Consider the following 21,559-nt stretch of genomic DNA (forward strand, 5'->3'; position numbering starts at 1 on the left):
TCGTGGGAGACCGGTCAGACGGTCAGAGTCCAGGTGTTGATGTAGCCAGTGTCGGCCGAGTAGGTGTCCCGCACCTGAAGTCGCCAGATGCCGTCGGCGGCCTCACCGGACACGTTCACCGTGTACGTGGCGTTCACGTTGTCGGCGCTGTCCGAGGTGCTGCTGTTCTTCAGCCGGTACGCGCTGCCGTCCGGGGCGAGCAGGTCGATGACCAGGTCACCGCGGTAGGTGTGCACGATGTTCACCGCCACGGTGGAGGCCGAGGAGGCGTTGCGACCGCAGCCGGAGATGGTGATCGCGCTGGTCACCGCCGAGCCGGCGTCCGGGATCGACACGTCGGTGCCGTTGGTGCCGGTGCAGCCGGTGGGCGGCGGCGGGGTGGTGCCGGTGCCGACGTAGAGCAACAGGTTCGGCGAGCCCGAGCCGGGGTTGCCCACCACGTTGGGGGTGGCGTTGGCCACCAGTTGGTTGCGGACCTGAGCCGGGGTCCAGCTCGGGTTGGCGCTGGCCACCAGGGCCGCCGCTCCGACCACGTGCGGGGTGGCCATCGAGGTGCCGCTGATCGTGTTGGTAGCGGTGTTGCTGGTGTACCAGGCCGAGGTGATCGACGAGCCGGGCGCGAAGATGTCCAGGCAGGTCCCGACGTTGGAGAACGACGACCGCGCGTCCGAGCTGGTCGTCGAGCCCACAGTGATGGCTTCCGTGGTACGCGCCGGCGAGGTGTTGCAGGCGTTCGCGCCGTTGTCGTTGCCGGCGGCCAGGCCGTACGTGACGCCCGAGGCGATCGAGTTGCGGACGGCGTTGTCCAGTGAGGTGTTCGCGCCGCCGCCGAGGCTCATGTTCGCCACCGCCGGCTTGATCGCGTTGGCGGTGACCCAGTCGACGCCGCCGATCACACCCGCGTTGGTGCCGCTGCCGGAGCAGTTCAGCACCCGTACGCCGACGAGCTGGACGCCCTTGGCCACCCCGTACGCGGACCCGCCGACGGTGCCGGCCACGTGCGTGCCGTGCCCGTTGCAGTCGTCGGCCGACCCGCCGTCCACGGCGTCGTAGCCGGAGGTGGCCCGGCCGCTGAAGTCGTTGTGGGAGAACCGGATGCCGGTGTCGATGATGTAGGCGTGCACGTTGCTCGCCGTGTTGGGGTAGGTGTAGGAGTTGTCCAACGGCAGGTTGCGCTGGTCGATCCGGTCGAGGCCCCAGGAGGGCGGGTTGGCCTGCGTGCCGGAGATCGAGACGGTGTGGTTCTGCTCGACGTACGCCACCGCCGGGTCGGCCGCGATCCGCGCCGCCGCGCTGGCGTTCACCTTGACCTCGAAGCCGCGCAGCGCCGCGCCGTAGGTGCGGGCCACCGTGCCGCCGTGGCGGCCGGAGAGCCGCTTCGCGGTGTCGCCGACCCGGTCCCGGGCCACGGCGCTGTCCTTGAGTACGACGATGTAGCTGTCCGGCACGGCGGTGGCTCCGCCGGCCGCCCGAACCACACCCACGGGTTCGGCGGCCAGGGCCGGGGTGCCGACGGCCAGCATGGTCGCCGCGGCCACCCCGATCAGCACGGACCTTCGTGGAAGACCCATCTCCTACCTCCCTCTGACCGGCGGTGGAACGTGACCGCCGGTCCCAACATCAATCGACACACGCCGATCCAGCTGAGGGTAGATCAGCCGTGGGGAAGTTGGACATGTCGAAACGTCCATAACCTTCAAGTGATGACCCCCTACGGGCCCGGCGTCCGGGGCGAACGGGGGACGGGCCCGGATTCGCCTCGCCGGGATTCGGGAAAGACTCTCGAGCATGGAGAGTCAGCTCACCATCTTGCTTCCGGTCGCCGCCGTCTGGCTGACCGCCGGGGTCGTTGCCGACGGCCTTCCCCGGCTGCGCAACACCCGCGTGCTGCGCCGGCGTACCGGATGGTTGCTGGTGCTGACCGTCATCGGCGTGGCGCTCACCGCGGCCGTGCTCGGCGCCGGGCTGCTCAGCACCGGTGCCACGCCGGTCGACCGGGCCGCCGCCGGGCTCACCCTGGCCGCCGGCCCGGCGCTCGTGGCGACAGTCTGCTCGGTACGGCGGATCCGCCGGCTGCGGGCCGGTGCGGGCGCGTTCGCCAGCGCCCCGGCCACTCCCGCGCCGCACGGGCTGCGCGCCGCCGCGGCGCATCCGCTCGTCGGGCTGCCACTACAGGTCACCGCGCTGGCCACGGTGCCGGCGTTGATCGCGGCGGCCGGCACCGACCTCGGAGCCGACCCCGGCGTCACCGGGCCCGCGATCACCGTGGGTGCGCTCGCGGTGGTCGCGATCGGGGTTCGGCACGCGCTCCGCCACAACCGCTTCGCCGAGCGGGCCCAGCCCGTCGCCGCCCGGTCAACGCGGACGGCTGGCGCTCTGCACGTATAGCAACTCCAGGATCGACCTGGTCGCCTCGAACCAGCGGTCCAGCCAGTCCTGCGAGGGCACGGTGCCCTTCGGCGGCAATTCCATCAGCAGACCACGCAGCAACGGGTGGTCAGCCAGGGACTCGGGCGGCTCCATCGGCCAGCCCGTCGGCGGGAACGACGGCTCGATCAGCGGGTTCGGGTCCAGCGAGGGCAGCGAGAGCGGAGGATCCGTCGCCTCCGAAGCGCTCTCCCGCCCACTCAACTCCTGGTCGGTCGAAACCACCTCGGTCAGAACCGTGTCCCGACGAGCGCCGCGGTACTTGCCACCGAACCGCTCCGGCTTCGCCGGACCATTGGTGAGATTGTCTGAACCGATCGTCGTCATCCGTCTCGCCTACTCGCTCGGTTGCGGGTCGGTGCGGCGGGTCGTCGACCAGCGCCGTACCGACCGGTTCAACGAGACGGGGGCGCTCTGGCGACGGGAATCCCGACGGAACCTCGCCGACCCCAGGGCGCGACGCGACCCTCCGCGGCGACTCCCGGGGGACACAGCAGAGTCCCCGTCCGGCGAACCGGACGGGGACTCCACTGACCACTCGGTCAGATCGCGCCGAACACACCACCCCGGGTGCCGGCGACGAAGGCGTGCCAGTCACCCGGCGCGAAGACCAGGGCGGGGCCCGCCTTGTCCTTCGAGTCCCGCACTCCGACCGCCCCCGTCACGTACGCCACCTCTACGCAGTTGTCGCAGTTCGGCCCGCTCTTCGAGCTCTTGAACCATGCTGCCTGCGTCAGGTCCACGGGGAACCTTTTGGTCGCCATTTCCACAACGGCTCCTCTGCCAGTTTTGCGATGTGTGCGACGGACTCCTCCGGACGTATGGCCGCAGCGCGGATGTGATCGAAGATGAAGCTGTACTTCTGTAGTTCGTCGCTCTTCTCGAGGAAAAGCCCACCCGTGGCGTTCTCCGCGTACACAACATCCGGATCACCGGGCTCAGGGAAGCTGAGGATCGTGAAAGTGCCGTCCATGCCGGCATGCGCACCCACCTCGAAGGGCAGGATCTGCAGCGTCACGTTCGGCAACTCGGCCACCTCGACCAACCGCCTGAGTTGGCCGCGCATCACCTCGTCCCCGCCCACCGGCCGACTTACCACCGCCTCATCGAGCACCACCCACAGATCGACCGGATCGTCCTGGGTCAATAACGACTGACGGCCCAGACGGACACGCACTCTTTGATGCACCTGATCGGCGGTGAAGTCCGGACGGGCGGCGCGGATCATGGCCCCGGCGTACTCCTCGGTCTCCAGAAGACCCGGAACGACCTGCTGTTCGTACGCCCGGATCGAACTCGCCGCCGCCTCCAGCCCGACGTACGCGCCGACGAGCACCGTGCTGTACGGATGCCACCAGCCCTTTTGGCGGGCCTCCCGGGCGATCTGCACGAGCTCGTCGCTCTCGGCGCCGACCACGCCGTAGATCCGCAGCATGTCCCGCACGTCGCGCGGGGTGGCCGTGGTGTGCCCGGTTTCGATCCGGGAGACCTTCGACGCCGAGCACTCCAACTGTTCGGCGACCACCTCGATGGTGATTCCGGCGGACTCCCGCTGCCGGCGCAGCTCGGCCCCGAGCCGCCGCCGCCTGATGGTGGGACTGCGCCGTTCACTCATCGCTCAACCCGTGAGTCACTGGTCCCCGCCGCTGGCTGCTCGACCCCACTCGGGCTACCTCCGGTAACGCGCCACTGGGTGACACCCGCCGAGGGCGCGACCGTCGACCGGCGAGCGTTCGCGACGAAGGGGGTGGTGCCGGTCCTCGGCCGGCCGCGACGGGCGAAACCGTCCTCAGTGTGCCGTCAGGACGCGGATGGCTTCAATAGGCCTTTCGCGCGACACGCTCACGTATCGGCAAAAGTCGACGTGCAACTTGCATGAAGCACGTCCCTGATGCACTCTGTCCGTATGGCTCGGATCACTCAGCGTTCCCGTTCGGTCCCTCGGAGTGGTGACCCCACCAATCCGGGGAAGCCGGACACGGCGCGGGCCCAGCCGACGATGTCGCGACCTGCTCCGGGGTAAGGACCCCGCCGCTGCAAGCCGGCAAGCTGCGGCGGCGGGCGCGGTTCCCGGAAGCAACCGGGTGGTGGTCGGGTGGCGGCACGTCACCAGCGGGGTACGGCCCGACCACCGCCATCCGCACCACCGGTTCACGAGGCACGACCCCGTCACCGGCCGAGACGTCCCCCGTTCAGGCACCGCCGGCGCCGCCGCCGGCCGATCCTCCCCAGGAGCCCATGTGCTTCCCCGCACCGGTGACGTACTGCACGTGACTCGCGCGGCGAGTGTCCAGTTCCTCAGGCCGATCAAGTTCCGGGTGATCCGGGTGCTCGACTGGCCGACCTATGACGGCTGGCTCTGGCTCGACGGCTACGAGTTGAACGCCGCGGGTGACGCGGTCACCCGACGGTCGATCTTCGTCCAGCGGGAAGGGCTGCAGCAACTGCAGGCCGCCCCCGAACCCCGCCCACACACCGTGCGGGCCCGCCGTCCGGTCGCGCGTACCCCGCTTCGGGTGGGCTGACCGAACCGATCCGCCGCCGGTGGGCGTGCCGTCGCCATAGAATTGGTACGCCCACCCCGGCACCGTTCCACCCGCTCGTCCAGGACCCTGACCCTGGGATGGTCATGGTCAATCAGCCCGCCCTGCGGCGGCACCACCGCTCCCGTATCGCCTATGCCTTCGGACTCCTCGCCCTCCTCGGGGCGATGGCGACACTCCTGGTCCTCGTCCGCGACCCGGCGATGTCGTCCACCCGGCTGACCGCACCGGTCCCCGCACCGGAGATCACCGTGCTCGACTCCGACCCACCGGCGGGCGACGGCCAGTCGGTCTACGAACCGGGCTGGACCGACACCGACACCGACGCAGCGGCCGACCACGCCGATGGCGCCGACCCGACCGGGTCGGTGTCCGGCCTGGGTGCCGGCGGCCAGTCCGACGGCCGTCAGGAACTCACCGAAGCAGCTCCGGCCGGGCACAGCGCCACGGACATCCGCCGCTCCCTGTTCTGGTCCGGCATCTTCGGTCTCGCCATCTCGCTGGCCGGCGTCGGCCTCGTCGGCACCCGCCGCCGGATGTGGTGACCAGCGGTCACGGCGTGCTCGTCACCGTGGGGCTCGGTGTGGTCGGGCTCGCCCCGGTCGGCGGCTGGGCCTGCGAGACGATCAACAACACCTCGTCGTCGGTCGACACCGACGTGCCCGCGTCCGGCTCGGTGCCCACCACCGTCCCCGGCGGCAGCTCCGACGGGCGGTACACCACCCGGTAGGTCAGACCGAGCCGATCCAAGAGCCCCTCGGCGGTGGCCTGCGGCAGGCCGGCGAGCGGTGGCACCGGCACCTGGTCCGGCGCCTCAGTGGTCGCCGGACTGCTCGGCGACTCGCTGGTGGGCGCCGCCGACGTCGGAGCCGCGCTGGTCGGCGGGGTGCTGGGGGCACTGGGCGGCGGAAGGGACGGGGTGGACCCCGGATCGTTCGGGTCGTCATCCTGCTGGGAGCGCACCAACCAGAACGCGCCCCCGAGCAGTGCGGCGAGCAGCAGTGCCAGTACGCCCCACAGGATCGGCAACCACCACCGCCGGCCGCCCTGCTCCTCGACGTACCACTCGGCGTCATCCGGTCTCGGCGAGCGCACCTCGGCCCGCCCCGACCACGGCGGCGGGATCGGCGCCGTCCGGTCGGCCGGCGGGATCAGCGGGGTGCCGGCGGACCGATCAATCGGCATGGTCCGGTCGGGCGACAGGTCGGGACGGGACGGGACAGTCGGGTCGATCGGTGCCGTCTCGTCCGGATCGGTGCCGGCTGGCGTCGGCTCCGGGCGGTCGGCGGCGGCTCCGGGCGGCTCCGGGCGGTCGGCGGCTCCGGGCGTCGCCGACCGGTCAGCGGCAGAGGGCAGGGGACGGGTCTGGCCGTCGTCGTGCTCGCCGGCGGGAGGCTCCTGGCGGTCGTCGCTCATCGCACGTCCTTTCCCGAACCCGGACGGGCGTCATGGCCCTCGACCGCCAACCTAGCCGCCCAGACCGCCATCAGTGGGGATCAGCGTGCCGAGCCGCGCCGGCTGCCAGCGGGGCAGCCTGGCGGGTACCCCGCCGGGAGGCTCGACCAGCCGCCAGGAATCAGGGCGTGGGTCTCGTGGTCGGCTGGTCGCCGGAATCCGCCCCACACCAGATGCTGACCTGGTCGTTCCACCGGGCCGATCCGTCCTCGGCGGGCTCCTGCCGGCTGACCTTCCCAGTGCGTCCGCTGACGTAGCGCGGGTAGAGGCCCTCGTCGACCAACTCGTCGGCGGCGTCGGCGCAGCTCTTGCCGATCACGTCCGGCACCTCCGCGGCCGGCGCCGGCCCGGCGACCTGGAGTTGCACAGTCGTCCCCCGGACGACCTCGGTGCCCACGTCCGGTGTGGTGCTCTCGACCGTACGACCGACGCCGCCACCGAAGACCAGCCGCCAACCCAGCCGCTGCTTGCGCAGAATGTCCCGGGCCTGCTCGAAGTCGGTGCCGATCACCGGCGGCACGGTCAGGCCGGTCCCCTTGGTCGAGGTGGCGGAGGTCTGGACCGCCGACGGTGTCGGCCGTCCGCTGCTCGGTCGGGGTGCGGTGGCCCGGCTGGTCGGCGAGCCAGCCGTGGTCGCGACGGCCAGCGGATCACCAGAGGGTGTGTCATCCTCGCCGGCCAGCAGCCAGCCACCGGTCGCGCCGACGGCGGCGAGCAGCACCGCCGCCAACCCACCACCGAGCACGACGCTGGCCCGGCCCGCACCGCCACCGGCGGCATTCTGCTGGCCCATGTTCGTGTCCGTCATAACGCCCACCGCCTCATCACCGGCGACCGTACCGCCCGCCGCCCAATCCGCCCGCACCGGCGGTCCACACCGGCGGGTCGTTGCGACTCGCCGCGCCGACGACGGGACGTTACGCTGCCCCGCATGGCCAGACAGGGCTGGGGAGTGTCGATCGCGACGGCGATCGGGGTCGCTGCCGGCGCGGGTGCCGCACAACTGGGCTTCGGCTACGGGCTCGGCGTCATCACCTGGACGCCAACCGATGCCGGGGCGACCGACACAGCCTGGGCGGACGGTCTCGCCTGGGCCACCTGGCTAGCCGCCAGCTCGACGGTCCTCGGTGCGGTTTGCGCACAGCGACTGCACCAGCGGAACGCCCCGGCGAAGACAGTGATCTCTCCGGCGACCGCGACCGACGGTGTGCCCGGCCACGCGGGCCCGCAGCTCGACGATCGGGCTCCGGAGCACGAAACCGCTGGTGACGGGCGTGCACCGACCGCGGAGCCGGAGGTGGCTGAAACACCACCACCGGTGGCCGAGCCTCCGGTCCGGGACGGGGGCGGCCTGCTGCGGCGGGTGGCCCTGGCCCTCGGCGCCGGGTTGGGCGGGCTGGTCACGGTACTGTTGATCGCCGTACCCGCACGGGTCGCCACCGGCGCGGACACCGGCGCACCGCAACGGACGGCCGCCGTACAGGCGACGCTGGGCATCCTGATCGGCGTCCTCGTCGCGATCTGGGCGCTTCGCTCCCGAGCCGCCGCGGCCAACGTGACCGCGACGGCCGCCTGGCTCTGGCTGCTCGCGGTGGTCTCGGTGATCGACGGGGTACGCGTCGGACGAGGGTTGACAGGCGCGCAACTTGGCACCTGGCAGTTCGACCCGGACCACGCTCGATACTGGATCGGGGGCCAGCTCTACTGGCCCGGTGCACTGCTGGCACTTGTGCCCGCGCTGCTGATCGGCGTGCTGGCCGCCCGGCGGTCCGCCCGCTCGGGTGGGCACCGCGTGGGTGCGGCGGCCTCCGGCGCGGCCGGCCCGGTGCTCGTCGCGCTCGCCTACCTGACCACCCTGCCGCACTGGTCGACGCTGGGCCCTGCGCAGCTGTCCACCCAGCTGATCGCCCCGTACGCGGTGCTCGCCGGTGTCGGCGGTTCGGTGCTGGCCGCCCTGCTCGGCGAGCGAGCCGAGCGGAACCACGCGGCTGAGCAGAGCCGCCCGGCCGACCGGAGTGCGGCTGCTCGGGACACGGTGGCCGCTCGGGACACGGTGGCCGATCCGGCCCCGGTCGCCGAGACCGACCCCCGGTCGCCGGTAGCCGGCTCGGCGGCCGGAACCCCAGCCCCGACGACCGGAACCCCAGCCCCGACGACCGGAACCGCGGCCCCGACGGCCGGCTCCACGGCGCGGCGCCGGAGAGCAGACGCTGTATCGCAGACTCCCCGAAAGGAATCTCTGCCGGGCGAGGCCACCCCCGCACCGCAGGTGCCCGCCCCGCGCACGGACCCGGACCTCACCGACAGGGCCCGTCCCACCGAAGCGGCAACGGCGGAGAACCCGACCCCAACCAACCGGCCCACCCGAGCATCCCGCCGCGCCGCCCGCCCCACCACCGACTGACCCCAAGGCCCCACCCCCACCCAGCCCTGTTGATCATGAAGTTATTGCCGTCTCACCTGGCGTGTCATCGCAATAACTTCATGATCAACGCGTTCTGGACGGGGGCGCGGTGCCGGGGGTGGGTGGGTCAGGGGGTTGGCCAGGTGTGGACTGGTTGGTTGGTGCGCTGGAGTTCGGCGTAGCGCTGGACCATGTGGTGTAGCGCGGCCGTCCGGTCCATGCCGTGGTGGCGCTCCGCGGCCCAGACCGCCTCGGTCTGCCAGGCGGCACCGTTGCGGCCGGTACGGCAACGCTGTTCGATGATGCCGAGCAGCCGGTCCCGCTGCGCCGGGGCGACACCGAACCCGTCCAGGCCGGCCGCGGCGGTGGGCAGCAGTTGCTCCAGGACCAGCTTGGTGACCGGCACGTCGCCGAGCCCGGGCCAGTGCAGCACGGCGTCGAGGCCACGGCGGGCGGCGGCGTGGAAGTTCTCCTCCGCGGAGCTGAAGGTGAGTTGACTCCAGATCGGACGGTCGGCCTCGGCCAGACCGCGTACCAGCCCGAAGTAGAAGGCCGCGTTGGCCAGCATGTCCACCACTGTCGGACCGGCCGGCAACACCCGGTTCTCCACCCGCAGATGCGGGCGGCCGTTCATGATGTCGTATACCGGGCGGTTCCAGCGGTAGACAGTCCCGTTGTGCAGCCGCAGCTCCCCGAGCTGTGGCACACCGCCGGCGTGCAGGACCTCCACCGGGTCCTCGTCCTCGCAGATCGGCAGCAGCGGCGGGAAGTATCTGACGTTCTCCTCGAACAGGTCGAAGATCGAGGTGATCCACCGTTCGCCGAACCACACCCGCGGTCGTACCCCCTGGGCCTTGAGTTCGTCCGGGCGCGTGTCGGTGGCCTGCTGGAACAGGGCGATCCGTGTCTCGGCCCACAGTTGGCGGCCGTACAGGAAGGGGCTGTTCGCCCCGACCGCCACCTGCACACCGGCGATTGCCTGGGACGCGTTCCAGTAGTCGGCGAAGCTGTCCGGGGCTACCTGGAGGTGGAACTGGAGGCTCGTGCAGGCGGCCTCGGGTGCGATCGAGTCGGTGTGCGTCCGCAACTGCTCGACGCCGCGAATGTCCAGCTCGATGTCCTCGCCCCGGGCACCGACGATCTGGTCGTTGAGCACCCGGTAGCGCTCGTTCGTGGAGAGATTGTCCTCGACCAGGTGCCCCTCGGTGAGGGTGGGCAGGATGCCGACCAGGACGATCTTCGCGTCGGATCTGGCGGCACGCTCGTCGGCCCGGGAGAGGCTGCCGCGCAGGTCGTGCTCGTAGTCGGCGAAGCCGGTGCCCTCGATCAGTCGGGGCTCGGCGTTGAGTTCCAGGTTGAACTGCCCCAGCTCGGTCTGGAAGAGGGGGTCCGCGATGTCAGCGAGGATCTCCTCGTTGCGCATCGCCGGCTCGGCGGCCGAGTCGACCAGGTTGAGTTCGATCTCCAGGCCGGTCATCGGGCGGTCGGCGTCGAAGCCGAAGTCGTCCAGCATCAGGGCGAAGACGTCCAGGCACCGCCGCACCTTCTGCCGATATCGGACGCGATCATCCCGGGTGAAGGCGCCCTCTGAGACGTCCCTGCCCATGTGTCCTCCCGACGGCCGGCGCGGTCGGGATCCTGCCGTCCCGGAAGCGCTTTGTGAAGCATCCACGGTAAGAGCGCCCACCTGACCGGGGCCAGAGGCCGACGACGGTGATCCGACGTCGGCCGCGCGGACGCGCTCGTGGCGCCATCTGTACCCCCTCGCCGAGCACCTGGACCGCATGGCGGCGCGAACAACCCGTGACAATTACCACGAGCGGGAACGACGCAGGGCCCGCGCCGACGTACGGCGCGGGCCCTGCGTACCGGACCACCGGGAGGATGCCCCCTGGTCCTCCGGCGATCCCCGAGGATCAGGCCTGACGGACGGCCTCGCCCTCGATCTCAATCTTGATCTTGCGGCTAACCAGCACGCCCCCGGTCTCCAGGGCGACGTTCCAGGTCAGGCCGAACTCCTCGCGGTCGATCTCTGTGCTCGCAGAGAAGCCGAAGATGTCCTGGCCGAACGGGCTGCGGCCGACACCCTCGAACTCCACCTCCAGCTCGACCGGGCGGGTGACGTCCTTGATGGTCAGGTCACCGGTGAGCACGAATTCGCCGCCGCGACGGGACTTGACCCCGGTGCTGCGGAACTCGAGCGTCGGGAACTTCTCGGCGTCCAGGAACTCGGGGCTGCGCAGGTGCGCGTCCCGGTCGGCCTGGGTGGTGTCGACGCTGGCGGCCTGAATGGTCGCCACGACCGACGACTGCAGCGGGTCCTCGGCGACGGTGATGGTGGCGGTCGCGTCGTTGAACTCACCGCGAACCTTGCTCACCATCATGTGCCGGGCAACGAAGCCGACCCGCTTGTGCGCCACGTCGAGGGCGTAGGTGCCGGCCGCCGGGATGGTGAGGCCGTCCCAGTCGCGGGTAACCGCATCGATGCTGCTGGTCATGACTGCTGTCCTCCAGGAGATTGTTTAGTAGCCCAACGACTGCTTGAGCAACTATAACCGCTACAACATTCCCCGTGTCAAGTACTGGTATGCTGAATCGGTGACCAACGTCTTCGACGATCCCCGGATCACCGCCGTCGGCCTGCTCTTCGAGGCACATGCCGGGCTGTCAGCCCGGTTCAATGCCCAACTCGAGGAGCACGGGCTCTCCGCGGTCGAGTTCGAGGTCATCACCCGACTGGCCCGCTCGCCGGGCAACCAACTACGCATGACCGACCTCGCGGCACAGACCTCCCTGTCGACAAGTGGAGTGACCCGGGTGGTGGACCGGATGGAGCGCGACGGGTTGCTCACCCGCCGGGCCTGCCCGAACGACCGGCGCAGCTCGTACGCGGTGGTCACCGCCGCCGGGATGCAACGCCTGAACGAGACGCTGCCCGGGCACCTGCAGATGATCGAGCAGTGGTTCACCGGGCAGCTCGACTCCGAGGCGCTGGCGGCACTCCTCGACGGGTTGCGCCGGGTCCGCGACGCCGCGCATCCGTGCGCCACCGCCGGCAGCGACGACGTCAGCCCGGAGCAGGCCGCCGCCACCGACAGCACCAACCGACGGCACTGAGCAGCACCCGCTGCGCGGCGACGGCAGCGGCAGAAAGACCGGCAGAACTGGCCCGGCCAAGCCGGAGGATTCGGTCCAAGCCGACTTTCTGCCACCGCGCCGGTGGCAGGCTTCCAGCACCGGGGATCACCGGGGGGTGACGGCGCGGGCGATCAGCGAGGGGTAGCACCAAAGGGGGCTCTTCGCCCGCGCCACTCTCCCGTTGCGATCCTCTCCGGGCGCGCGGCCGATCGGTGGGGACTACTGGGCCGGTCCGCCCCGGGCGGCGATCAGCGCGTAGAGCAGGCCCGACTCCTGCGGCAACAGCCGGATGCCGCTCTCCACGCAGACCCGGTCCAGTCGATCGACCACAGCCGGGTCCGCAGTGCTCGCGGCCAGTCCCACCAGCGCCTCCACCGCGTCGCGGCCATCCTGCCCCGCATGGTCGGCGGCGGCGGCGAACCACTCGGCAGCCAACTCCCGGTCACCGCGGTGCAGCGCCAGGTTCCCCTCGATCAGTGCAAAGAGCCCGACCTCCGGCCCACCCCAGGCCAGCGCCGCGTCGTCCCCGCGAGGTCGCGGCACGGTCGGCCGCGCCGGCACGGCCTCCACACCCCCGGCACGTAGCTCGGTCAGCACCTCGGTCGCCTCAGCGGCCCGCCCGTCCTGAGCGAGCGCCAGCCCGACGGTCCCGAGCACCCGACGACGACGCCCGGGATCACCCAGCTCGGACAGGGCCGCGATCGCCCTCCGGCCACGGTCGACGGCGTCCGCGTACCAGCCCTCCAGGCGGGCGACCTCGGCGCGGTTGGCCCAGCCCAGCACCCGCAGTCGCTGCTCCCCACTCTCGGCGGCGAGGCGGTCCACAGCAGCGAGCCGGCGGCGGGCGGCGGCCAGGTCGCCGGTGCGGATCTCGTGCCAGGCCAGGCTGTTCTGCGCCACCGCCAGGTCCCGGGTCCGACCGTTGCGGGCGGCCAACCGCAGCAGCGCCTCGGCCTGCTCGCGAGCCTCGTCCTGCCGCCCGACGGAGGTCAGCAGGGTGCCGAGCACGTTCCGCGCCTCCAACTCCCCGGTGACGTCGCCGGCCTGCCGGAAGGTGTCCAACGCCGCGCGGGCCGTCGACAGCTCCTCGGCGCCCGCGCCGTGCTCGGCCGCGAGCCGGGCGACCCCGAGGGCGGCCCAGCCCCGCAGGAGAGGATCGGCGTCGGCGGTACGCGGGTCCGCCAGCAGCCGCCGCAGCCACTGCCGCCCGACCACATCGCGCCCGCGGAACCGCCACCAGCGGGTCAGGCAGGCCGCCAACTGCAGCGCGGTCAACGGGTCGTCGGTGGCCGCGTGGGCCAACGACGAGCTGATGTCGCTGCTCATCTCGTCCAGCCGGTGCACCGCGTCGGAAAACCGTGGGCCGACCAGGTCGCCGGCGGTCCGGGCCACCAGCCGCGTGATGACCTCGGCATGTCGGCGTTGGATGCAGGTCAGCTCACCCCCACCGGCCGCCTGCTCGATGGCGTAGTCACGGACCGCGTCGAGCAGCCGGAACCGGAACGATCCGGTTCCGCGTACGCTCAGCAGCCCCAACTCGACGAAGCGGTCCAACAGCGGAACCGGGTCGATCGCCACCGTGCCGTCCCGGTCGGCTTCGTCGGCGAGCATCTCCTCGGCCAACTCGACCGACCAGCGGTTACCGAAGACGGCCAACTGCCGCAGCGCGGCCTGCTCGTCCGACGCTAACAGGCGGTAGCTGAACGCGACCGCGTCCCGCAGGGTGACCGCGACCGAGACCGCCGCACGGGTGTCGGGTCCGCTCGTGCGGCTGGTGAGCGCCTCCGATGCGTCCCAGGCCGGGTGGGTGGGCGTGTCGGCGGGAGTGGCGAGGTCGAGCACCCGGTCGCCGTACCGGTCGAGCAGTTCGGTGAGGTCGAGGAGTCGGCCTCGGGCGGCCATCAGCTCGATGGCCAACGGCAGCCCGCCCAACCGGCGCACCAACGCGGCGAGCGCCGGCAGCTCAGTGGGGGTGGGTGGCTCCCGACGGACCTGAGCGAGTCGGGCGGTGAACAACGAGACCGCGGGCCAGGATTCGAGCCCGGTGTGCTCGGCTTCCGGTGGTGGGACGTCAAGCGGTGCGACCGGCCAGACCCGCTCGCCGGGCAACCCGACCGGATGCCGCCCGGTGACCAGCACCCGCAGCGAGGGCAGTGCGCCGATCAAGCGGTGCACGGTCGCGGCCACCGGGCCCGGCGCGCGCTCCACCGCGTCCATCACCAGCAGCGTCGGCCGCCCGGCGAGCAGCGCCACGAGTTCGGACAGGCGCGCCACGCCGAGCACCGACATCGAGGCGGCGAGCACGTCCGGACCGTCCGCGCCCTCGCCGACCAGCACCCCGCCGACGCCGGCCGGGTGGGCGGAGGCCACCAGGTGCGCCACCGACGTGGCCAGGGCGGTCTTGCCGACGCCGGCCAGCCCGACCAGGCTCACCAACCGGGGCCCTCGCTCCTCGGTCAGCATTCCGGCCAGCTCGGTGAGGTCGCGCTCCCGGCCGATCAATGCGACCGGCGGTGGAAGCGCGACCGACGGACCGGCGGGCGCGGGCGCCACCGTGGCGTTGCCGCCGACCGCGAACGTCGTCGGGGTGGCGTCCGGCGGGGCCGGTTCGGCACCGGCACCACGGGCCGCGGCCAGGAACGCCGCCCGGCTGGCGCCGGTCAGCGCCAGCGCCCCGGCGAGCAGCTCGACAGTGGTGCGTTGCGGCCGGACCGACCGACCACGCTCCAGGTCGCGCACCGTTCGCACACCCACCCCGGCCCGGGAGGCCAACTCGGCCTGGGTCAGGCCGGCGGCGCGTCGATGCCCGCGGAGCAGCTCCGGCAGAGTGGTCTGTCCAGCCGGGCTCCGCGACCGGTCATGATCCGGAGTCATGGGCACGAAGAGTACGGATGGACTCCGACCATCGGCAGTCGAACGTCGGGCTACTGACGCCCGCTCGCCGAAACCCGACAGCCGTACGGACAGTCCATCCGGGACGACCGGCCGATGGGTCGGGCTGGACCAGTCAGAGACCCAGATCTCGAGCGATGATCATGCGCTGCACCTCACTGGTGCCCTCGCCGATCTCCAGGATCTTCGAGTCCCGCCAGAACCGGGCCACCGGGTACTCGTTCATGAAGCCGTACCCGCCGTGGATCTGGGTGGCGTCCCGGGCGTTGTCCACCGCGATCGTGCTGGCGTGCAGCTTCGCCATGGCGGCCTGCCGCTTGAACGGCTCACCGGCCAGCATTCGCGCGGCGGCGTCGTAGTACGCCAACCGGGCGGTGTGGGCCTTCATCTCCATGTCGGCGATCTTGAACTGGATCGCCTGGTTGGCGCCGATCGGCTGACCGAAGGCGTGCCGCTCCTTCGCATACTTGATCGACTCGTCGACACAGCCCTGGGCGAGGCCCACGGCCAGCGCGGCGATGGCGATCCGGCCCTCGTCGAGGATCCGCAGGAACTGCGCGAAACCCCGACCCCGGGCGCCGAGCAGGTTGGCGGCCGGCACCCGACAGTCGTCGAAGGTCAGCTCGTGGGTGTCCGACGCGGTCCAGCCCACCTTGGAGTAGCCGGGCGCGACGGTGAACCCGGGCGTGCCGGTCGGCACGATGATCGTCGACAGCTCCTTGGAGCCGTCCGGGTTCGTGCCGGTCACCGCTGTGACCGTGACCATGACCGTGATGTCGGTGCCCGAGTTGGTGATGAACGCCTTCGAACCGTTGATCACCCACTCGTCGCCGTCCAGCACGGCCCGGGTCTGCGTGCCGGCGGCGTCCGAGCCGGTGCCCGGCTCGGTCAGACCGAAGCCGGCCAGCGCCTCGCCGCTGAGCAGCCGGGGCAGCCAGGTCGCCTTCTGCTCCTCGGTGCCGAAGCGGTAGATCGGCATCGCGCCCAGCGAGACCGCCGCCTCCAGCGTGATGGCCACGCTGGAGTCGACCCGGGCCAACTCCTCCAAGGCCAGGCAGAGCGCGAAGTAGTCGCCGCCCATGCCGCCGTGCTCCTCGTCGAAGGGCAGGCCGAACAGGCCCATCTTGCCCATCTGCCGGACCACCTCGTAGGGGAAGGTGTGCTGCTCGTAGTGCTCGGCGATGACCGGGGCGACCACCTCGCGGGCGAATTCCCGCACGCTCTCGCGCAGCGCCGCTTGTTCGTCGGTGAGCCGGAAGTCCATCTCATCCTCCTGTAAGGACGGTCCGCCTCGACGCTCGTGACGCCGGGGGCGGGTCGCTGTGCGGGCCTGAGTCGATGATCAGACCGGGGTGACGCCGTGCCGACGCCGGGAGAAGTGCCGATCCTTGGTACGCGCCGCCGCGAAGCGGCGGACCAGCTCGGTGCGCAGGTCGTGCGGCTCGACGATGGCGTCCACCACCAGCTCGCTGGCGAGCCGGACGACGTCGATGTCCTGCTCGTACTCGGCGCGCTTGGCGGCGACGAAGGCGGCCCGCTCGTCCTCGTCCGCGATGGCGGCGATCTTGTTGGCGTAGACCGCGTTCACGGCGGCCTCGGCGCCCATCACGGCGATCTTCGCGGTCGGCAACGCGATCGTGGCGTCCGGCTCGAAGCCGGGACCGGCCATCGCGTAGAGACCGGCGCCGTACGCCTTGCGGACCACCACGCAGATCTTCGGCACTGTCGCCTCGGAGATCGCGGTGATCATCTTGGCGCCGTGCCGGATGATGCCCTGCTTCTCCACCGCGCTGCCGACCATGAAGCCGGGCACGTCGCTGAGGAACAGCAGCGGCACGTTGAACGCGTCGCAGAGCTGCACGAACCGGGTGGCCTTGTCGGCCGAGTCGACGAAGAGCACGCCGCCCTTGAACATCGAGTTGTTGCCGACCACGCCGACGACCTGACCGTCGAGACGGCCGAAGCCGATGGTCAACTCCTTGGCCCAGAGCGCCTGGATCTCGAAGAACGAACCCTCGTCGAGCAGGCCCTTCACGTACCGTCGCATGTCGAACGCCTGCCGCTCGCTGGCCGGCACCAGCGCGGCCAGGTCGGCCTTCGCGGGCGCGGCGACCGCCGGCGCGGTCGGCGGCGCCTGCGTCCAGTTCGCCGGCAGGTACGACAGGTAGGTCTTCACCACGTCGAGCGCGTCGGCCTCGGTCTTGCAGAGGAAGTGCCCGACCCCGGATTCGGCGGTGTGCACCTTGGCCCCGCCCATCGCCTCCAGGGTGGTCTTCTCGCCGGTGACCATCTCGACCATCCGGTCGGAGCCGAGATACATGCTCGCGTTGCCGTCGACGAGCGCCACCACGTCACAGAACGCCGGGATGTACGCCCCACCGGCGGCGCTCGGACCGAACAGCGCGCAGACCTGCGGGATCGAGCCTGAGGCGCGAACCTGGTTCCAGAAGATCTTGCCGGCGCCGCGTCGGCCGGGGAAGAGATCGACCTGGTCGGTGATCCGGGCTCCGGCCGAGTCGACCAGGTAGACCATCGGCACGCTGGCGCCGTACGCCCGCTCGATGATCCTGATGATCTTCTCGACGGTGCGGGCGCCCCAGCTGCCGGCCTTGACGGTGGAGTCGTTGGCCATCAGGCAGACCTGGCGACCGTCGATCGTGGCGGTGCCGGTCACCACGCCGTCGGCGGGCAACCCCTCGGCGAGCGCGTTGGCATAGAGGCCGTCCTCGACGAACGAGCCCTCGTCGACCAGGAGCGCGACCCGCTCACGGGCGAAGAGCTTGCCCTTGGCCGCGTTGGCCGCGTGGTATTTGTCCGCGCCGCCGGACCGGGCCCGCTTGCGCAGCTGCTCAAGTGCCTCACCGTCGAGCGTCACGCCGACTCCTCCGCCATACTGACCTGAACGATCGTTAGGCTATCGCATGGGGACGACTGTCGGCGACCTACGAGCGAACCAGACAGCCGGGCCGAGGGCAAGACATTGAAAAACATGAATACATATCGCTAGGCTCCTGGCACCCCCTCCTCCCGGATTGGAGTCAGCGATGACCTCACGACTCAGTCGGCTCGCGGTCGCCCTGGTGGCGACCGCAGGTGCCACCCTCGGCGTCACGGTCGCCAACCCCGCGCCCGCGTCCGCCGCCATGACCATCTGCTACAACACCAGCCAGGCGGGCAACTACGCCGGCACCGCCAACCAGGCCGCCTCGATCTGGAACAACGCCACCACGAACCTGACGCTCTCCGCGAACTGCGGCTCCAACCTGCGGATCTACCAGATCACCGGCGGTGGCTCGTACGCCGTGCGGACCAGCCTCGGCAACGGCCGGGTCTACATCGACACCCAGCAGGCGGCGCAGTACAGCCCGCTGCGGATCATGACGCACGAGATCGGGCACATCCTCGGCCTGCCGGACAACTACAACGGGAACTGCGCGCTGCTGATGTCCGGCGGCAGCGCCGGCACCAGCTGCACCAACCCGTACCCGAGCAGCGCCGAGGCGAGCCGGGTCAGCAGCCTCTTCGCCGGCACGTTCAGCGCCACCGACCGCAGCGCTGACATCTTCCGCGACAGCTGGCCGAGCATGCTCACCCCCGTGAGCTGACCGACCTGGCACATCGAAGGGGCCGGCGCGTGCGTCGGCCCCTTCGTCACGTCCTCAGCTCGGCAGCGGCGTCAGCCGGGTGCGTGGGCCGGCCCGCAGCACCCCGGACGGCAGCTTCTTGCCGAGCAGTTCCTCGGCCAACTCCGCCACCTCGATCAGCGCCGGCAGGTCGATGCCGGTGTCGATGCCCATGTCATGCAGCATGTGCACGGCCTCCTCGGTGGCCAGGTTGCCGCTCGCCCCCGGCGCGTACGGGCAGCCGCCCAGGCCGCCCACGCTGGCATCGAACTCGGTAACGCCCAGCTCCAGCGCGGTCAACAGGTTGGCCAGCGCCGTACCCCTGGTGTTGTGGAAGTGCAGCAGGACCGGCACGTGCGCGTTGCGGTCACGTACCGCGGTCACCAGCTCGCGGACCCGGCGTGGGGTTCCCATGCCCGTGGTGTCGCCGAACGCGACCCGGTCCGCGCCGTCGCGGACCACCCGGTCCACGATCCCGGCCACCCGCTGCGGGTCGATGTCCCCCTCGTACGGGCAGCCGAAGCTGGTCGCCACGATCACCTCGACCCGCGCCGACGCGCCGTGCAGCAGGTCGATCAGCTCGGCGATGTCGTCCAGCGACTCGTCGGTGGACCGGTTGACGTTGCGCCGGTTGTGCGTGTCACTGGCCGAGACCACCACCTCGATCTCGGTGAACCCGGCGGCGAGGGCCCGCTGGGCGCCCCGGGTGTTCGGCACCAACGCGGAGTACCGCACCCCGTCGGCCTTCGTCGCCCGCTGCCACACCTCGTCGGCGTCGGCCATCTGCGGAATCGCCTTGGGGTGCACGAACGACACCGCCTCGATTCGGCGTACGCCGGTGGCGGAGAGGGCGTCGAGCAGCCGCACCTTGGCGTCGGTCGGGATCGGGTCCTCGTTCTGCAACCCGTCCCGCGGCCCAACCTCGCGGATCGAGACGGAATCTGGCAACTGGCTCATCGGTCACCTCGCTGTGACGTCGGGTCGGGGCGGGATGTCGGCCGCTTTGCTCTCTACCAGTCTCGCCCCGCCGACCCGGGAACGACGACCTGGCTGGTCAACGCATGCGGGAGACGATGCCCGTGTCGTAGGCGCCGGAGCGGAACTCCTCGTTCTGCAGCAACTCGGCGAAGAAGGAGACGTTGTTCTTCGGGCCGACGATCTGGAACGCGGCGACCGCACCCTCCGCACGTTCGAGCACCTCTTCGCGGGTCGCGCCGCTGACGATCAGCTTGGCCAGCAGGCTGTCGTAGAACGGTGTGACCGTGTTGCCCTCGGTGTAGCCGGAGTCCACCCGGACACCCTCGCCCGTCGGCTCCACCCACGTCCTGATCACACCGGGACCGGGCAGAAAGCGCTTCGGGTCCTCCGCGTTGATCCGCATTTCGATGGCGTGGCCACCCGGGGTCAACGCGTCCGGGTCGAACGTCGGCGCCAACCCGGAGGCCACCCGCAACTGCTCCTCGACCAGGTCGATGCCGTAGACGTACTCGGTCACCGGGTGCTCCACCTGCAACCGCGTGTTCATCTCCAGGAAGAAGAACTCGCCGGTGGCCGGGTCCAGCAGGCACTCCACAGTGCCCGCGTTGCGATAGCCGACCGCCTCGCCGGCCCGCACCGCCGCGGCCAGGAGCCGGGACCGCAGCTCCGGCGAGACCGCCGGCGACGGGGACTCCTCGACCAGCTTCTGGTTGCGCCGCTGCACCGAGCACTCCCGCTCGCCGAGCGCCACCACCCGGCCGTCGGCCAGGCCGAGGATCTGCACCTCGACGTGCCGCACCCGGGGAAAGTACCGCTCGATCAACACCGAACCGTCGCCGAACATCCGCTCGGCGAACGCGCGCACCTTGTCGTACTCGGTGCGCAGCGCGGCCTCGTCGACGGCCACGCCCATGCCCATGCCGCCACCGCCGGCCGCGGCCTTGACCATCACCGGGTAGCCGATCTCGGCAGCGGCCGTCACCGCCGCGTCCAGGTCGACGGTCGGGTCGGTGGTACCGGACGCGACCGGAACACCGGCCGCCGCCATCAGGTTCCGAGCGTTGATCTTGTCGCCCATCGCGGTGATCGCGTCCGCGTCGGGCCCGACCCAGATCAGGCCGCTCGCCTCGACGGTACGGGCGAACTCGGCGTTCTCCGACAGGAAGCCGTACCCGGGGTGGATGGCCTGCGCGCCGGTCGACTTGGCGGCGGCGAGGATCGCCTCGGTGTTGCGGTAGCTCAGCGCCGGGTTCGGTGGGCCGATGAGGACCGCCTCGTCCGCCTCCGCGACGAACGGCAGGTCGGCGTCGGCCTCCGAGTGCACAGCGATCGCGCGGATGCCGAGCCGCTTGGCGGTCCGGATGATCCGGCGGGCGATCTCGCCGCGATTGGCGACAAGCAGTGACTCGATCATGTTTCCTCCCGGCGTCCGGATGGTGGGACGATGTCAGGGAATCATGACCGACACGGTTCTGACGAGTCGGCTCAGGCGAGCAGCGCGGCCAGGGTCGCGCCGCGCAGCAACTCGGCCCGGCGTCGCCGATCCACCTCACCACCGAGGAACGGCGTCGAGTTCATCAGACCGAACGCGGCGTGCGCGAGCACCCGCGCCTCACCGTCGGGCATCCCCGGGTGCAGCGCGGTGAGCACTGTCACCCACTCCTCGACGTAGAGCCGTTGCAGGCGACGGATCCGCCGCCGCGGCTCCTCGGGCAGGCGGTCCAGCTCGTGCAGGTGCAGCGCGATCACCGCCGGGTTGGCCAGCGCGAACTCGACGTGGAAGTCGATCAATGACTCCAGCACGCCGCGCGGGTCGTCGGAGCGCCCGGCGGCGCGTTCCCGCCCGCCGGCCAGCAACCCCTCACTGACCGGAATCAGCGCGGCTGCCAGCATGGCCTCCTTGCCGGCGAAGTGGTGGTAGAGCGCCGGACCGGTGACCCCGGCGGCGGCGCCGATGTCGTCCATCGACACGCCGTGGTAGCCACGCGCCGCGAACAGACCTACCGCGATCTCCAGGATCTCGTCCTTGCGGGACCTGCGCCGGCCCGCACCCGACGCACCCCGTGCCTGCTGCTCCACCGTCACCGGGCAAGCCTAGA

20 protein-coding genes are annotated in these 21,559 nt (G+C 71.1%); 6 read left to right on the forward strand and 14 right to left on the reverse strand.

The genetic code is table 11. The features are described 5' to 3' along the window. Positions 1-14: 14 nt before the first annotated feature. Positions 15-1,571, reverse strand: coding sequence for a S8 family serine peptidase (locus ABZU74_RS02600; protein WP_355417539.1), 1,557 nt, complete (start codon positions 1,569-1,571; stop codon positions 15-17). Positions 1,572-1,788: 217 nt separating this feature from the next. Between ABZU74_RS02600 and ABZU74_RS02605 the strand changes: the two genes are divergently transcribed. Next, positions 1,789-2,388 carry a hypothetical protein gene (locus ABZU74_RS02605; RefSeq protein WP_355417542.1) on the forward strand — a complete coding sequence of 200 codons (600 nt, stop codon included), beginning with the start codon at positions 1,789-1,791 and terminating at the stop codon, positions 2,386-2,388. Here the strand turns inward: ABZU74_RS02605 and ABZU74_RS02610 are convergent. The 3 genes from ABZU74_RS02610 to ABZU74_RS02620 form a co-directional block, all read right to left on the reverse strand. Then, positions 2,356-2,754 (reverse strand): hypothetical protein, encoded by a 399-nt coding sequence (locus tag ABZU74_RS02610; RefSeq protein WP_355417545.1) that lies wholly within the window; start codon positions 2,752-2,754, stop codon positions 2,356-2,358. The two genes, ABZU74_RS02605 and ABZU74_RS02610, sit on opposite strands and share 33 nt — an antisense overlap. Before the next feature lie 215 nt (positions 2,755-2,969). Further along, positions 2,970-3,191, reverse strand: a complete 222-nt coding sequence (locus tag ABZU74_RS02615) for a DUF397 domain-containing protein (RefSeq protein ID WP_355417548.1) — start codon at positions 3,189-3,191, stop codon at positions 2,970-2,972. Next, a complete protein-coding gene (locus ABZU74_RS02620; RefSeq protein WP_130405929.1) occupies positions 3,161-4,042 on the reverse strand; it encodes a helix-turn-helix transcriptional regulator in 882 nt (293 codons plus the stop codon). The genes ABZU74_RS02615 and ABZU74_RS02620 overlap by 31 nt, the downstream gene beginning before the upstream one ends. A 625-nt stretch (positions 4,043-4,667) precedes the next feature. Here ABZU74_RS02620 and ABZU74_RS02625 point away from each other — a divergent pair. Together ABZU74_RS02625 and ABZU74_RS02630 are read left to right on the forward strand one after the other, a co-directional pair. Further along, on the forward strand, positions 4,668-4,952 hold the full coding sequence (locus tag ABZU74_RS02625) for a hypothetical protein (protein WP_091396374.1): 285 nt from the start codon (positions 4,668-4,670) through the stop codon (positions 4,950-4,952). Positions 4,953-5,050: 98 nt separating this feature from the next. Further along, positions 5,051-5,515, forward strand: a complete 465-nt coding sequence (locus ABZU74_RS02630; protein WP_355417551.1) for a hypothetical protein — start codon at positions 5,051-5,053, stop codon at positions 5,513-5,515. A 7-nt stretch (positions 5,516-5,522) separates the two neighbouring features. Here ABZU74_RS02630 and ABZU74_RS02635 read toward each other — a convergent pair whose 3' ends face one another. Both ABZU74_RS02635 and ABZU74_RS02640 read right to left on the reverse strand, forming a co-directional pair. Then, positions 5,523-6,386, reverse strand: coding sequence for a PASTA domain-containing protein (locus ABZU74_RS02635; protein ID WP_355417554.1), 864 nt, complete (start codon positions 6,384-6,386; stop codon positions 5,523-5,525). A gap of 160 nt (positions 6,387-6,546) precedes the next feature. Continuing rightward, positions 6,547-7,233: a PASTA domain-containing protein gene (locus tag ABZU74_RS02640; protein WP_355417557.1), complete on the reverse strand. Its 687-nt coding sequence runs from the start codon at positions 7,231-7,233 to the stop codon at positions 6,547-6,549. A 123-nt stretch (positions 7,234-7,356) separates the two neighbouring features. Here ABZU74_RS02640 and ABZU74_RS02645 point away from each other — a divergent pair, with 123 nt between their 5' ends. Then, complete coding sequence (locus ABZU74_RS02645; RefSeq protein ID WP_355417560.1) at positions 7,357-8,829, forward strand: hypothetical protein; 1,473 nt, start codon at positions 7,357-7,359, stop codon at positions 8,827-8,829. Positions 8,830-8,956: 127 nt separating this feature from the next. Here the strand turns inward: ABZU74_RS02645 and ABZU74_RS02650 are convergent, their stop codons facing one another. Both ABZU74_RS02650 and ABZU74_RS02655 read right to left on the reverse strand, forming a co-directional pair. Next, the gene (locus ABZU74_RS02650) at positions 8,957-10,435 is read right to left on the reverse strand and encodes a glutamate--cysteine ligase (protein ID WP_355417563.1); all 1,479 of its coding nucleotides are present in this window, start codon (positions 10,433-10,435) and stop codon (positions 8,957-8,959) included. Positions 10,436-10,745: 310 nt separating this feature from the next. Further along, on the reverse strand, positions 10,746-11,327 hold the full coding sequence (locus ABZU74_RS02655) for a YceI family protein (RefSeq protein ID WP_355417566.1): 582 nt from the start codon (positions 11,325-11,327) through the stop codon (positions 10,746-10,748). Positions 11,328-11,427: 100 nt separating this feature from the next. Between ABZU74_RS02655 and ABZU74_RS02660 the strand changes: the two genes are divergently transcribed. After that, positions 11,428-11,946 carry a MarR family transcriptional regulator gene (locus ABZU74_RS02660; protein WP_355417569.1) on the forward strand — a complete coding sequence of 173 codons (519 nt, stop codon included), beginning with the start codon at positions 11,428-11,430 and terminating at the stop codon, positions 11,944-11,946. A gap of 240 nt (positions 11,947-12,186) precedes the next feature. Here the strand turns inward: ABZU74_RS02660 and ABZU74_RS02665 are convergent, their stop codons facing one another. The 3 genes from ABZU74_RS02665 to ABZU74_RS02675 all read right to left on the reverse strand — a co-directional run bounded on the left by ABZU74_RS02665 (position 12,187) and on the right by ABZU74_RS02675 (position 17,734). Further along, the gene (locus ABZU74_RS02665; protein WP_355417572.1) at positions 12,187-14,841 is read right to left on the reverse strand and encodes a helix-turn-helix domain-containing protein; all 2,655 of its coding nucleotides are present in this window, start codon (positions 14,839-14,841) and stop codon (positions 12,187-12,189) included. Positions 14,842-14,974: 133 nt separating this feature from the next. Further along, on the reverse strand, positions 14,975-16,123 hold the full coding sequence (locus ABZU74_RS02670) for an acyl-CoA dehydrogenase family protein (RefSeq protein WP_355417575.1): 1,149 nt from the start codon (positions 16,121-16,123) through the stop codon (positions 14,975-14,977). Between the two features lie 78 nt (positions 16,124-16,201). Continuing rightward, positions 16,202-17,734 (reverse strand): acyl-CoA carboxylase subunit beta, encoded by a 1,533-nt coding sequence (locus tag ABZU74_RS02675; protein ID WP_355417578.1) that lies wholly within the window; start codon positions 17,732-17,734, stop codon positions 16,202-16,204. A 169-nt stretch (positions 17,735-17,903) separates the two neighbouring features. Between ABZU74_RS02675 and ABZU74_RS02680 the strand changes: the two genes are divergently transcribed. Further along, on the forward strand, positions 17,904-18,464 hold the full coding sequence (locus ABZU74_RS02680; RefSeq protein WP_355417581.1) for a snapalysin family zinc-dependent metalloprotease: 561 nt from the start codon (positions 17,904-17,906) through the stop codon (positions 18,462-18,464). Positions 18,465-18,518: 54 nt separating this feature from the next. Here the strand turns inward: ABZU74_RS02680 and ABZU74_RS02685 are convergent, their stop codons facing one another. The 3 genes from ABZU74_RS02685 to ABZU74_RS02695 all read right to left on the reverse strand — a co-directional run bounded on the left by ABZU74_RS02685 (position 18,519) and on the right by ABZU74_RS02695 (position 21,545). Further along, positions 18,519-19,439: a hydroxymethylglutaryl-CoA lyase gene (locus ABZU74_RS02685; RefSeq protein ID WP_355417584.1), complete on the reverse strand. Its 921-nt coding sequence runs from the start codon at positions 19,437-19,439 to the stop codon at positions 18,519-18,521. A gap of 97 nt (positions 19,440-19,536) precedes the next feature. Next, positions 19,537-20,874, reverse strand: a complete 1,338-nt coding sequence (locus tag ABZU74_RS02690; RefSeq protein ID WP_355417587.1) for a biotin carboxylase N-terminal domain-containing protein — start codon at positions 20,872-20,874, stop codon at positions 19,537-19,539. Positions 20,875-20,945: 71 nt separating this feature from the next. Next, entirely contained in the window at positions 20,946-21,545 is a 600-nt protein-coding gene (locus ABZU74_RS02695; protein ID WP_355417590.1) for a TetR/AcrR family transcriptional regulator, read from the reverse strand. Positions 21,546-21,559 lie beyond the last annotated feature (14 nt).

The organism is Micromonospora sp. NPDC005171 (assembly GCF_040608575.1).
Lineage (GTDB): Bacteria > Actinomycetota > Actinomycetes > Mycobacteriales > Micromonosporaceae > Micromonospora.